We start from the raw sequence: 14,188 nt of genomic DNA, 5'->3' as shown, positions 1-14,188 counted from the left end.
ACAAGCAACATTTAAAATAATATAACGATGACCCTTTTATATTTACATGGATTAGAAAGTAAACTAAGTCCAGAAAAAAGAGATGTTTTAGAACGTTTTGCCACCGTAATAGCACCAGACATGGATTATAATAGTGATCCAAATATATTTAAATTATTGCTAAAAAATAATAATGAACATTCATTTGATCTTATTATGGGAAGTAGTATGGGCGGATTTATGGCTTACTACATTGCTAATACTATCAAATGTCCTGCTTTACTATTTAATCCAGCTTTACCTCATAGACCTATTGCTCAAAATATTCCGGAAATAGATTCTAAAAATACACCAGCATTTCTACAATTTGTTTTGGGAGGTCAAGATGAAGTCATTAAAGCCAACAGTACTTTAAAATGGCTAGCAGAAAATCGGCTTCCTACTATAGATATCAAAATTTCTATACACAACAAATTAGGTCATCAAATACCCGTAAGCATTTTTGAAAAAGAAGTAATTGAATTTTTCAAGCAAATCGAATTATTAAAATTGAATTGATGATATTCCCTAAAAATGAATAGTACTAATTAGAAACAATGAACCTAACACAATAATTTCTTGTTTATAATTTCTAGTTTTATAAAAAGCATTATTGTTACAGAGTGCTTTAGGAATTAGCTAGTAGTCATCTAAAACATTAGTTTATCTAAGAGTGTAACTATTTTTAAAGCTATTAAATGATACCTTTGTCTAAATTATAATATAATACCAAATTGCCAAAAATTAAGATAAATACTTTCGGAGAAGGTATCGAAATTAGACAAATACAGTTGGATGATTCTAGACTTGAAAAATGGTCTGCTATAGCCTCAAAAAAAAAATGTGCTCTTACTGATCTTATACTGGATCCTTTTTTTTATCATCAATTAAAGGACAATAAAATTAGTTCTATATTAGATATAAATGCAAAAGTAGTTACCGGAATTTTAGACAAACCCAAAAGCCACATCGAAATTTGGTTCAATCGCCGCAAAGTATTAAAAATAAAACCCAACGATATATTCAATGAGTTGGTACTATTTCCTTTATATCAAATAGATAGTAATCCAGCCTTTGACCTCGATTTATTAGAAAGAGGCATTTACATTCATCAAAAGACAATGGGCTTGTTACACTCCGTAGAATTAGAGGTAGAAACAGAACGTTTGGATTTAGATGACTTTACTTTTTTCGTATCAAAATTTAAAAAAGAGCAATTTCTAAATAAAATTGAGTATCAAAACAAAAATTTTAATTGGATAAAAAGTGAATCCGTAATTACGTATCAAAATGCTTTTGAAATTCTTTAATTAATTTACTTTGTATTTAAGACAAAAATTTATTTATTATTCATAAAAAAACCGCCTAAACTAATTTAGACGGTTTTTTTTATATGAGTAATTACTATTCTGTAATGTGATTTAGTTTACTGTTTTTACGACTAAAACTAAAATAAATAATTAAGCCTAATAAAAGCCAGATGCCAAAATAAATCCAATTCCATACACTTAATTCTGCCATCATATAAAGACAACAAATTAAGCCTAATAATGGTATTAAAGATAAGTTTGATTTAAAAGACCAAACTAATAAACCTACTAAAACAATTAGAAAAATCCACATTGGAATTTTATGCTTAAACAAGCCAAAACCACTTTCGTATTTTACAGAATCTGCAATGGGCATACCGGCAATAACACTAGAATAAGTTGCATCGTCTTTATGGTATTTACTTAATAAGAGCTCTAAATCGGGAGTTCCAACGGTTTTATTTTTTGGATCAATACTTACTAAATAGTCATATACTTTATTTGTTTCTTCTTTATTTAAAGAGGTAATGATAGCCTCCGAATTATTGATTTGAGTTTCATTTGTTATAAAATCCATAGTTGCTTTTTTATTAAAACCAAAAGCAAATACTAATCCGATCACAATTAAAACAGGCATAATAAATTTAGAATTTACATAAGGCGTTTTAAATTTTCCGCGAGGAATGTCCGTTCTATTTTGAAGAACCAAAACCCCTGCACAAACCAAAACAAATGCAAACAGAGTTCCAATACTACATAAATCGGTAACCAATGTCAAGTTTAAAAACAACGCTGGAACTGCTACCACAAAACCTGTTACTATTGTTGCATAAGAAGGCGTTTTGTATTTAGGATGTACTTTTGAAAAACGTTTTGGTAACAAACCATCACGACTCATGCTCATCCAGATACGAGGTTGCCCCATCTGAAAAACTAATAGAACACTTGCCATAGCAACTACGGCACTTACAGCAATAATACCCGACATCCATTTTAGATCTAATTTCTCAAAAACAAAGGCTAAAGGATCACCAACATTTAATAAACTAAAATTGACCATTCCTGTTAGTACCAAAGCAATGGCAATATATAAAATAGTGCAAATAATAATGGCCCACATCATACCTCTAGGAAGATCGCGCTGTGGATCTTTACATTCTTCGGCAGTTGTAGAAATAGCATCGAAACCAATATAAGCAAAAAACACTGCAGAAACCCCTTTAAGAACTCCTGTCACTCCGTTTGGAGCAAATGGATCCCAATTGGCTGTGTCTACGTAAAAAATCCCAACAGCGATAACTAATAATACCACACATAACTTAACAACTACCATGATATTACTTGCATTTCTAGACTCTTTCATACCGCGATAAATCAAGGCTGTAATTAATACAATGATTAGTAAAGCAGGGAGATCAGCTACAAAGTGAAAAGAACCTATAACGGGTGAGGTGGTCCAAGCAGTGAACGCATCTTGTAAAGCTGGACTTAAATTAGCAAATTGTTTACCACTTTGCATAAGGGCAGTTGCATCATTAAACCCGTTAGACGCAGACAAATAATCCATCTGAACCCATTGAGGAAGTTCTAAGCCACCACTTTTGAGTAAACCGGTAAAATAATCACTCCACGATATGGCAACAGTTATATTACCAACGGAATATTCCATTATTAATGCCCAACCAATAATCCAAGCAATAATTTCTCCAAAAGCAACATAAGAATAGGTATAAGCACTTCCAGAAACGGGAACCATAGAAGCGAATTCAGCATAAGCAAAAGCAGCAAAACTACAGGCAATGGCAGTAAATAAAAACAGAAAAATAACAGCTGGACCTCCATCGGCGCTTGCTTTTCCAATGGTACTAAAAATTCCTGCTCCTACAATTGCGGCAATACCAAATGCAGTCAAATCTCGTGCAGTCAAATGTTTACCTAAAGCATCATGTCCGTCAGCGTTATTCTTTTCTACTTGTTTTAAAATATCTTGTACTGTCTTTTTTCTAAACAAACCATTTAACGCCATAAAATGAATTTTATCATTAAAAATTAATATTCTGTAATTAACACTCTTTTATTTTACAAATAATGCAACTGTTATTTAAAATCCAAATGTATAAAACAAATTTAATTCTGAAAGATTTGATTCGGCATTTTTTGAAACTCATTAAAAAAAAAATAAAAACTAATCTATTTTATAAATTCCTCCTTCAATTAATGCAGTCCAAACGCTACCTGATTCGTCTATTGAAAAGCCATTAATACTTGAACTCCCTAGTTTAATTGTTTTAATAATCATCATTTTTTTAGCATCGACAATAATTACTTCTCCTTTTCGACTTCCCAAATAAATTTTTCCATTCTTTTCTAGAATTCCAGCAGGATTATGTTCATACCCAATTTTTAAATCTAGAATCTTACTTTCTTTTTTTAGATTATCTTCCGTCAGTTCTAAATTATCATTTAAAGGAAGTTGTAGTAATTCCCCATCCATTGTTTTAGCATAAAAAAGGGTACCATCTTCACTTTTCCCCATCGATTCTCTAACTTTCCATTGCTTAGTTCTCAATAAAGTTTTTCCTGAATTAATATCTAAAATAGTAAGAAAACGCTCTGGAGTAACAAAATAAAGTCTGTTTTTTGATGCTACTACATTAACATTCCCTGGCGAATACAACTCTTGTTTTTCATTTCCATTATTCCATTTCCATAAAAGTGCTCCAGTGTTTTTATTTAAACAATATAGAAAAGTATCCCATGATCCAAAAATAATAGTATTCTCATGAATTAATGGTTTTCCTTGTGAGTAAGACAATGGTAGTTTGCTTTCCCAAATCATGATTCCTGTAACAGCATCTACACAAATAAATTGGGTAGCACTTGCCGTATAGATTCTATTATTTTCTACAATCGGTGTACCTACTAAAATTCCGCCCACAGCAATATTCCATTTTTCTTTGGCGGTATCTTTATCAAACCCTAAAATCTGACCTTCAATTGTTCCAACAACTATCGTTTTTTTGACAATTGTTGGGGTAAAATAAATTGAATTAGCTGTTTGTATTTTCCAGTTCAAAGTTTTACTTTTCAGATTTACAGACTGAATTTGTCCAAGAGAATTGGCAAAATAAATATTTTTTTTATCAAAACTTGGAACACTATAGATAGAGGCTACATCTTGAATAAAAGGTGCAATAGATTGCTTTTCTTTTGGTTCGGTAATTTCAATTTTTGAGGGTTTTGCAGAAACAGAAAATTTAAAAGTAGCTGGTTTTTCAAGCTCTTTTTTAAAAATACGAATACTATCATTACTAACAATTACTTCATTATAACTTTGTGTTTTTCCGTCACGAGAAGTAATAGATGCTCCCATAACTCCACTTAAACCCGAAAAATTATACTCTTTTAAAGTATGACCGTGACCGCAAAAATTAGCAACGGTTGGATATTTTTTTAAAACAGTAAGCACTTCTTTATAATTACTCAGGCTATTATCTAAAGGATAATGTGAAAAACTCAATACTTTTTTAGAACTATTAATAAGACTATCTTTTATGGTTTTATCTAAAAACAAAAGGTCCTCTTTTTTTACAAAACCATCGCCCATTTTCATGTAAGGTCCACAAGGAAAACCAATAAAAAGGTAATCTCCTTTTGAAAAAGCAAACCGATCAGCTCCCCAAAGTTTTTTATAAGTCAAGGCTGCACTTTCACTCCACGTAGTTTCATGATTGCCAGAAATAATGTGATAAGGAATTTTTAAACCTGAAAGAATAGTATGTACTCGATTGAGTTCATCGTCATCACCACGATTGGTCAAATCACCTGTTATAATTACAAATTCATTAGTCGATTCGTTAATCTCCTTAATAATTTTTTGCAATAAAAAATCATTATCATTTCCTTCGGTTACGTGTATATCTGTAAGGTGTACAAATTTGATGTCTTGATTTTTATCTATTTTTTGGGATAAACAAGAAGTAATGATAAAAAGAAAAAGAATTTTGGAATACAAATATTTCATAATCAATTATTTATGTTTTATTGAAAAAATTATTAAAAAACAACAATTGAAATTTTAAGGAGTTCTCCCAATATTCTATATTGTGTTTCCCGGGTCTTTCTATATAATCGTGGTTTATTTTTAAAGCCACCATTTTTTGATGTAAGGTTCTGTTTACGTCAATAAAAAAATCATCAACTCCACAATCAATAATGAGTTTTAAATTATTATTTTTAACCTTATCAAGCATATTAGTAACTGTATTTTTCTCCCAATTTTCTGGAAAATCAGTTATGGATCCGAGACGTTTTTTTATATCCCAATTTTCTGGAAATGGTCTAATATCTACTCCACCACTCATGCTGCCTGCTGCTCCAAAAACATCTTGGTGTTTAAAAGATAGGTACAATGCTCCGTGACCGCCCATGCTTAGTCCAGATATTGCTCTACCCTCTGGATTGGCTTTAGTTTTGTATTTTTTATCAATAAAAGGAACCAACTCGTCAACGATGTAGGTTTCGTATCTAAAAGTAGCATCTATCGGGCTATCGAAATACCAGCTAGAATAATTTCCGTCTACGCCAATTACTATGTAATTATATTGGTCTACTTGATTTGCCAAATCTTTAAAACTGTTAACCCAAGTTGCATAATTACCACTATAGCCATGCAAGAGATAGACTACTGGAAACTTTTTATTGCTTTTTTTATATCCATTTGGAGTGATTACGCAGGTTTTTATATTTTTATTCATTGCTACACTAAACACCTCTAAAGTATCAATTTTAGCCGCTTTGACAGAAAAACAAAGCAGTAAGAGGAAAGTAAAAATGAGTATTTTTTTCATAGTTTAGGATTATTTTTAGTTTAAAAAAAGCAACACATTTTTATTAAAACAGTCATTAAATTAAAATCGCAAGACGTCCAAAAGAAAGTAAACAATTACAAACAATTTCTCAAAATAGTGACTGGATGCAAGGCTTTTCTATTGGTTCCATCAAATATTTGATGGCGGCAACTTGTTCCAGCAGCAGCAATAATTACAGCTAAATCTGTCGTACGTATTTTTGGAAACAAAGTATCCTCTCCCATTTGCATACTGATTTTATAATGCTCTTTTTCATATCCAAAAGAGCCAGCCATTCCGCAGCATCCAGAATTGTAAATGGTAACTGAATTATTTTTAGGTAAGTTTAACATTGCAAAAGTAGCTTCAATAGAACTTAAAGATTTTTGATGGCAATGTCCGTGAATTTTAATGGTTTTAACCTCATCAGAAAATTGTTCTGAAGTTATTTTACCAGAGTTAATTTCATTTTTAAAAAACTCTTCAATGGTAAAAACATTTGTAGCTAACTTTTTGGCATTTTCTTTATCATCTGCTAATCTAATGTACTCGTCTCTAAATGTCAATATTGCCGAAGGTTCGATTCCTATTAAAGGACAATCAGCACTAATATAATCTGAAAAGATGGCTACGTTCGTATTAGCAATTGCTTTGGCTTGTTCCAGGAAACCTTTTGAAATAAAAGCTCTTCCGCTTTCTTCATGATCTACTAAAATAACTTCATATCCCAATGCTGTCAATAATTCATACGCATCTATTCCGACTGAAACATCATAGAAATTGGTAAACTCATCACAAAAAAGACATACTTTTCCCTTTGTAAATGACTCCGTTATTTCTAAATTCCAATTTTTTCCATACCATTTTCTAAAAGTTTTGGCTGCTAAAAGTGGTACTTGTCTTTGAGAAGCAATTCCCATAGTTTTTTTGACAAAAGGAAGGTTAACAATAAAATTAGTAAAGGATGGAAAAAGACTTCCTAAGCCATTTAATTTCGCATTAAAGGCAAACGTTTTATTTCGCAATGAAAATCCATTTGCTTTTTGATATTGATATAAAAACTCTGATTTTAAAGCGGCTACATCTACATTACTTGGACATTCACTAGCACAAGCCTTGCAGCTCACACACAATTCAAATACTTTATACAATTCCTCTTGATCAAATTTATTTTCCTTTTCTGAATGAGTCAAATATTCTCTTAAGGCATTTGCTCTGGCACGAGTAGTGTCTTTTTCGTTACGAGTTGCCCGATAACTTGGACACATACTTCCTCCAGCCGAAGGTAGTTTTCTACAATCTCCTGAACCATTGCATTTTTCGGCAGCTCTTAAAATCCCTAAACTATCTGAGAAATCCTGAATCGTTTTGACATCGGGTTCTACTCTTCCTGCTTCTACTCTTAGATTCTCATCCATTTTAGAGGCATTAACAATTTTACCAACGTTCAATATGGTATGAGGATCAAAGGCTTTTTTTATTCGTTTGAGCAATTCGTAATTTTTGTCACCAATCATAAAAGGCAAAAATTCACCTCGAACAATTCCGTCGCCATGTTCACCACTAAGCGAACCTCTATATTTTTTTACTAATACAGCAACTTCTGTTGCTATATTCCTAAATTGATGCAATCCTTCTTTTGTTTTTAAATTTAATACGGGACGCAAATGCAATTCGCCAGCACCAGCATGCGCATAATAAATAGCACTCTGACCGTGTCGCTCCATCATGGCTGAAAATTCAGCGATATAATTGGGTAAATCACTTAATTCTACAGCAGTATCTTCAATAGAATCGGCTGCTTTATTATCACCAACAATACTTCCTAAAAGCCCTAAACCTGCTTTACGAAGTTCATTTATTTTATCAATATCAGCGCCAAAAATTTTAGGCAAAGCATAACCGTGATTGTTTTTTTGAAGATCAGTGATTAATGCATCCGCTTGATTTTCGGCATCTTCCATACTAGTATGCGAAGCCACTTCTAGCATGATAACAGCCTTTGGATTTCCTTGAATGAAAAATCTGTTTTTAGCTTGCTCTCTATTGTTTTTAGTACAATCTAGTATGGTGTCGTCCATCATTTCGCAAGTATACAAATGATGTTTCATGGCAGTCACTACAGCTTCTAAACTTTCTTGAATGCTATGAAAATGAGCTACAACCATCACATTATTTGTTGGCGGTAATTCATCTACTTTCAATGTAATTTCAGTGGTAAAAGCTAGCGTTCCTTCACTTCCGCAAAGCAATTTGCCTAAATTTATTGTTTTTTCTGTTCCTCCAAAAAGTTCTGACTTTAGTAATAAATCAACTGCATATCCTGTATTACGTCTGTGAATTTCTGGCTTTGGAAATTCCTTTATAATTTCGATTTGTTGATCTGTATTGGATAACTCCTCATAAATACTTTTATAAATACCACTTTCTAAACTTTCCCCTTTTGTTTTTTCTAAAAATTCATCAGAACTAATTTCTTTAAATATAGCGCTACTTCCATCACTCAATATTGCTTTTATTTCAACTATTTTATCTCTGGTCACTCCATATCGAATAGAGGTTGTTCCCGAAGAGTTATTTCCTACCATGCCTCCAATCATACATCGGTTGGATGTTGATGTATTGGGGCCAAAAAATAATCCGTGTGGCTTTAAGTATAAATTTAATTCATCTCGAATTACACCTGGTTGTACTGTTACTGTTTTATGGATTGGATCAAAAGCTACAATTTTTGTAAAATGCTTAGAAACATCAACAATTATCCCGCCTCCAACCGTCTGTCCTGCGAGAGAAGTACCTGCTGTTCTTGGTGTGATAGATATATTATTTTTGGATGCAAATTGAATAATTTTTACAATATCTAACTCAGATTTTGGAATGGCAGCAGCAATAGGAAAGATTCTGTACGCAGAAGCATCAGTAGAGTACAAAATTTTATGTAACTCATCGTGCAAAAGTGTTCCTTCTAATGATGTTGATAATTCTAATAATTTTTGAGTAATAGTCATTTATATATATTGTAATTAATTATTTTAAAAAAAAGTAAATTATAGTAAAATCATTCTATAAAAACTTCTAAAATTTGAGTCAATAGCTAATCTAAAAAAAGTTTTAAATAGGAAACTCAGTAAACATCTTCTTTGTTATTTATAAAAGCAGTTTTATACCTGAAAGCACAGCCAACTCTACATCAGCGTCATTTCGAATATTTGCTTGTTCTATCAAAACATTCAGTTTCGACTTATCACTATTCTTTTTCTTTTCTATTAAAAGTAACAGTTGCTCTGAAATTTCACTTAATTTTTGGGATAATGGTAAAAGAGGTTGCACCAATGGAGCATTACTACTTACAATGATTAAATCAGTATTCATTTTAATCCATTTTCTAAAAAAGTTAGTTACTACAACTTCATTTTCTATATTCTTATTGTCTAAATATTTTTTTACAGCGAAATTAAAATCAATTGCGTCAGAAGCATCTACAGTACAAGCATCTGCAAAAAGTGTTAGTGGAGAATGCATGCGGTATTTTTTACCACCACCATTGCGTTTGTAATTTTTTAGAGGTTCACAAACATTCGAAAAATCATTTAAGGCTATTGTATTTTGGTTGTTGCTAATGTTTCTTAAAATAACCTCTTTATTTCTGATGTGTGTAATTCCGACCTCTTCTAACCTAAAGGAAATTGTTTTTAACCTTTTATACAAACTTTGCAAATCATTTACGTTTTCGTTAGACCATAATCGCTCTGCTATAGCTGCTGTTCGTGGCCAGATTCTAGAATCAATATTTAAAGGTGTTGCCAATTCACTCCACATTGCTGCTTCACCACCTAATATTCTTGCTTTTTCCTCAGGACTTAATAACGCATTTTTAGAGAGCGATTGATTTTGATAGTGTGTTGCTATACTTAGCATTAAATCGATATAAAACCCATTAGACAATACTGTATTATACCCGTTTTTTGCCGCTTTAATTAATGATTCACCAGGCTGTAGTCCTTCATTTACGCCACGCCAAGCATGTATTATGGCATCTTTAGACATATTGTCTGTCATAATTTCTTCCCAACCCATAAGCTTTTTAGAATGCTTTTTTAGCATCGGAATTAACTTCATATTAAAATAGGTTTGTAAATCATGTTTTCCAGAAAACTTATTTTTTTTCATAAATTCCTGAATTCTAGGATTTGAGGCCCATTCTTTTCCGTTATTTTCGTCCCCACCAATATGAAAATAAGCACCAGGAAATAAGGGACAAACCTCATCAAAGATTTCTTCAAGCAATTGATAGGTTTTAGGATTTGTAGGGTCTAAAACGGCATTATAAATCCCTGAATTGGTTTGAATTGCATAACTACCAATTCCGTTATCTACCTTACTCCCTATTTCAGGATAGGCAGCCAATAATGCCGATGCGTGTCCAGGAATATCTATTTCTGGAACAACAAGAATCCCTCTCTCATCAGCATATTTAACAATATCTTTTATTTCTTCTTGGGAATAAAAATTTCCATTTGAACCTAAATCAGTTAGTTTAGGTAATTTTTTTATTTGAATTCTCCATCCTTGGTCATCGGCTAAATGCCAATGAAAAACATTCATTTTCATAGCTGCCATAGCATCTAAATTTCTCTTAATAACAGCTACTGGTTGAAAATGCCTTGAGGCATCAATCATTAAACCTCTCCAGGTAAATCGTGGAGCATCAGTAATTGAAACAGTAGGGAAATAGTAAGAAGTGCTATTGTTTTGAAGTAATTGTAACAAAGTTTCTAAACCATGTAAAGCTCCTAAATCATTTGGTGCATTTAGTGTTATTTTACTTGAAGTAACAATAAGTTCGTAGCTTTCAATTTCGTTAATTTCTATTTTACCAGCTGATCCACAATTAATTTGCAGCTCAGCCTCTGGGCTTTCATTAATTTGAGTTAAAAAATTTTGTGGCAGAAATAATCCTGTTCTATTATCTAACCTACGCAAAAAGCTAGTTGCTCCTATAAAAATTCGGGAGTTTGGATTACCAGTAATATTAACTTTAAAATTTTTGTTTAAAGCGAAAGTTCCAGTACCCAAATCTATCTTTTGAGGCCAAGGCATTAAGTCTAACTGCTCTTTTTGTATTTGAGCATTAGAAACAAAAACCGATAATAATAGAATTAATATATATTTCATAATTTAAAATTTGCCTCTAATATATAAATCAATAATCAAAACGTTTAAAAGCTTCTATAGCTTCATATTGTGCTAGACCCAAATCATCGTATGTTTTTGCTGTATTTTTATTTCGATCTTCGGCTCTAACCCAAAATTCTCTAGAATCATTTCCTTGAAACATGACTCTGTCTTTTTGAGATTGATGGTATAAAATAGCATGCCTTTTAATCAAAACTTCATCAGGACTTAATGGTACTGCCATGTCAATTTCATGAATATCCCATTCGTGCCATGCACCTCGATACAACCACAACCAACAATCGTTCATATACGATTCTGATTTTAATTTTTTCATTGCTGCAAAAATGGCATTCAAACAAACTTCATGTGTACCATGCGGATCTGCTAAATCTCCCGCTGCAAAAACTTGATGTGGCTTTATTTTTGAAATTATTTCAGCAACAATTGCGATGTCTTCTGGACCTAATGGATTTTTCTTTATTTGTCCTGTTTCATAAAAAGGAAGATCAAGAAAATGAGTGTTTTCATCTTTAAGACCTATATACCTAGTGGCAGCGTAAGATTCTCTTCTTCTAATAAGACCTTTTAATTTTCTTACTTCTAGAGAATCGGTTTCATTTTCAGTTTTATTTTTTAAATCCTCAATAACGGATAAAAAATCTATACCATTAGAATGGTCTCCTATAAAATCAAGACCAACTTCGGCAAATTTCAAAGCTTCATCATCGGTCACAGCAATATTGCCCGAAGTTTGATACACAACATGTACATCGTGCCCTTGCTTTATTAATTTAGAAAATGTTCCTCCCATAGAAATCACATCATCGTCTGGATGTGGACTAAAAAGAATAACTCTTTTTTGGGCAGGATTAGAACGTTCTGGCCTATTACTGTCCTCGGTATTGGGCTTTCCTCCAGGCCAACCCGTTATAGTATGTTGTAAAACATTAAACATATTTATATTGAGATCATAGGAAGAACCTTCGAGCGCCAATAGATCAGACATACCATTATTGTTGTAATCACGATCGGTGAGTTTAAGTATCGATTGTTTGGTTTCATTACAAAGCCAAATAATTGCTTTACTTTTTAATTCTTGTGTCCAAATACATTCTCCAACCAACCAAGGGGTTTTAAATCGTGTAAGTTCTGTAGCCGCAAATTGATCTAAAACAAAAGTGGTATTCGAATGATTTTGCAAAAAAGTAGCAGGAACGTCTGCGCTAATGTCTCCTTGAATTGTTCTTTTTACAATATCAGCTTTATTCTGTCCCCAAGCCAATAGTACGATTCTCTTTGATCTTAAAATAGTAGAAACGCCCATGGTAATCGCTCTTTTAGGAACGTTTGCAATACCATTAAAACCCGAAGAAGCATCAATTCTAGTAATATGATCTAAGGTTATAATTCTAGTTCCAGAATTAATGTGAGATCCTGGCTCATTAAAACCAACATGACCCGTACGCCCAATTCCTAATAACTGAAAATCAATCCCTCCAAGCTGCATAATTTTTTTATCATAATCTATACAGTATTGGTTCAATTTGTCTAATGTAACAGTTCCATCTGGAATATTTATATTTTCGGGCTTTATATCTATGTGATTAAACAAATGTTGATGCATAAAATAGTGATAACTCTGGCGATTTTCCTTAGTCATCGGATAATATTCATCTAAGTTAAAAGTGATCACATTAGAAAAACTCAATCCTTCCTCTTTGTGCATTCGAACTAATTCCTCATAAACCTTTATAGGCGATGATCCTGTAGCTAATCCTAACACACATAATTCGTTTGAAGACTGCTTATAACGTATTAATTGTGCTATTTCTTGTGCAACATTTTGAGAAGCCTCGATTGCACTTTTAAAAATTACATTATGATTTTTTTCAAATCGAGTTTCCTCAAATTTGCCAGGAACATCATAAGCCAAGGAAGCATTGTCTTTCATAATCGATGATATTAGTTAAAATAGTTTAACAAATATATACAAAAAATAAAAAGATTATTTTATTTTGCATTATTTAACAAATAAAAACAAAATAACGCATAAAAACGCAAAAGTAATTAGATACAATTAGATAATAGAAACACCTGATTTTTTAAACTCTTCTAGTTTGATCTCCTCTGGATCTAAATCGGTCACAATGGTATCTAACTTACTTAAATCACAAACAACGTGTGCTTTTTTAGTATTCAATTTATCCGAAGTAAACATTGCTATCACCTTATCTGATGATTCTATCATTGCTTTTTTGACAACTGAAACCTCATATCCTTCTTCAGTAAGACCTTGCTTTATATCGATACTACTAACCCCCATAAAACAAATGTCTGCTTTAATTTTTGAAAGAACCTGCAAAACATCAATACCAATAGTAACCATTGCATTCTTTTGCATTTTACCACCAATAAAAATCAAATCAATGTTAGGGTATTGCGATAATTGCATCGCTATAGGCAAACTATAGGTATATATTGTCGCCTTTAACATTGTTGGAATGAGTTTTGAAAAAACTAAGTTCGTAGTACCACCACTCATTATGATCACTTGCCCATCATGCAATAAAGACAATGCCTTATATCCTATTTTCTTCTTCTTGTCTTCATTAGTTATCACAATATCAAAAACACTTTTGTTTTTTTCAGTAATAGGAATTGCGCCACCATATACTTTTTCAAGCGCACCTTTTTCATGTAGTTTATTCAAATCTCTCCTAATAGAATCTTCTGAAATTCCCAAATCTAAAGCTAATTCAATAGTACTAACACGATGCTGCTCAGCAAGTTTAGTTTTTATGTAATTATGTCTTTCTGCTTTTAACATATTCT

The 14,188-nt window shown here is 32.1% G+C and carries 9 protein-coding genes; 2 read left to right on the top strand and 7 right to left on the bottom strand.

Features of this window, described 5'->3' with window-relative positions; all coding sequences use genetic code 11:
- Positions 1-27: 27 nt before the first annotated feature.
- Both J3S90_RS09940 and J3S90_RS09935 read left to right on the top strand, forming a co-directional pair.
- Positions 28-537, top strand: a complete 510-nt coding sequence (locus J3S90_RS09940) for a YqiA/YcfP family alpha/beta fold hydrolase (RefSeq protein WP_210646076.1) — start codon at positions 28-30, stop codon at positions 535-537.
- A gap of 215 nt (positions 538-752) precedes the next feature.
- Positions 753-1,328 (top strand): hypothetical protein, encoded by a 576-nt coding sequence (locus tag J3S90_RS09935; protein WP_210646075.1) that lies wholly within the window; start codon positions 753-755, stop codon positions 1,326-1,328.
- A 94-nt stretch (positions 1,329-1,422) separates the two neighbouring features.
- On the opposite strand, the gene J3S90_RS09930 is transcribed toward J3S90_RS09935, so the two are convergent.
- The 7 genes from J3S90_RS09930 to J3S90_RS09900 all read right to left on the bottom strand — a co-directional run bounded on the left by J3S90_RS09930 (position 1,423) and on the right by J3S90_RS09900 (position 14,183).
- Positions 1,423-3,354, bottom strand: a complete 1,932-nt coding sequence (locus tag J3S90_RS09930; protein ID WP_210646074.1) for an amino acid permease — start codon at positions 3,352-3,354, stop codon at positions 1,423-1,425.
- Between the two features lie 159 nt (positions 3,355-3,513).
- Positions 3,514-5,352 (bottom strand): outer membrane protein assembly factor BamB family protein, encoded by a 1,839-nt coding sequence (locus tag J3S90_RS09925; RefSeq protein ID WP_210646073.1) that lies wholly within the window; start codon positions 5,350-5,352, stop codon positions 3,514-3,516.
- Positions 5,353-5,362: 10 nt separating this feature from the next.
- Positions 5,363-6,178, bottom strand: a complete 816-nt coding sequence (locus tag J3S90_RS09920) for an alpha/beta hydrolase (protein ID WP_210646072.1) — start codon at positions 6,176-6,178, stop codon at positions 5,363-5,365.
- Positions 6,179-6,273: 95 nt separating this feature from the next.
- The gene (locus J3S90_RS09915) at positions 6,274-9,186 is read right to left on the bottom strand and encodes an FAD-binding and (Fe-S)-binding domain-containing protein (protein ID WP_210646071.1); all 2,913 of its coding nucleotides are present in this window, start codon (positions 9,184-9,186) and stop codon (positions 6,274-6,276) included.
- 139 nt (positions 9,187-9,325) lie between these two features.
- Positions 9,326-11,353, bottom strand: a complete 2,028-nt coding sequence (locus J3S90_RS09910) for a beta-N-acetylhexosaminidase (RefSeq protein ID WP_210646070.1) — start codon at positions 11,351-11,353, stop codon at positions 9,326-9,328.
- A 28-nt stretch (positions 11,354-11,381) separates the two neighbouring features.
- Positions 11,382-13,307 (bottom strand): glucosamine-6-phosphate deaminase, encoded by a 1,926-nt coding sequence (gene nagB, locus J3S90_RS09905; RefSeq protein WP_210646069.1) that lies wholly within the window; start codon positions 13,305-13,307, stop codon positions 11,382-11,384.
- Positions 13,308-13,433: 126 nt separating this feature from the next.
- A complete protein-coding gene (locus tag J3S90_RS09900; RefSeq protein WP_188050738.1) occupies positions 13,434-14,183 on the bottom strand; it encodes a DeoR/GlpR family DNA-binding transcription regulator in 750 nt (249 codons plus the stop codon).
- Positions 14,184-14,188: the final 5 nt, after the last annotated feature.

The sequence above is a fragment of the Flavobacterium flabelliforme genome (assembly GCF_017948675.1).
Taxonomy (GTDB): Bacteria; Bacteroidota; Bacteroidia; order Flavobacteriales; family Flavobacteriaceae; genus Flavobacterium; species Flavobacterium pygoscelis.
Note: the sequence above shows the minus strand (reverse complement) of the source record. Positions and strands in the feature narration are given on the sequence as shown.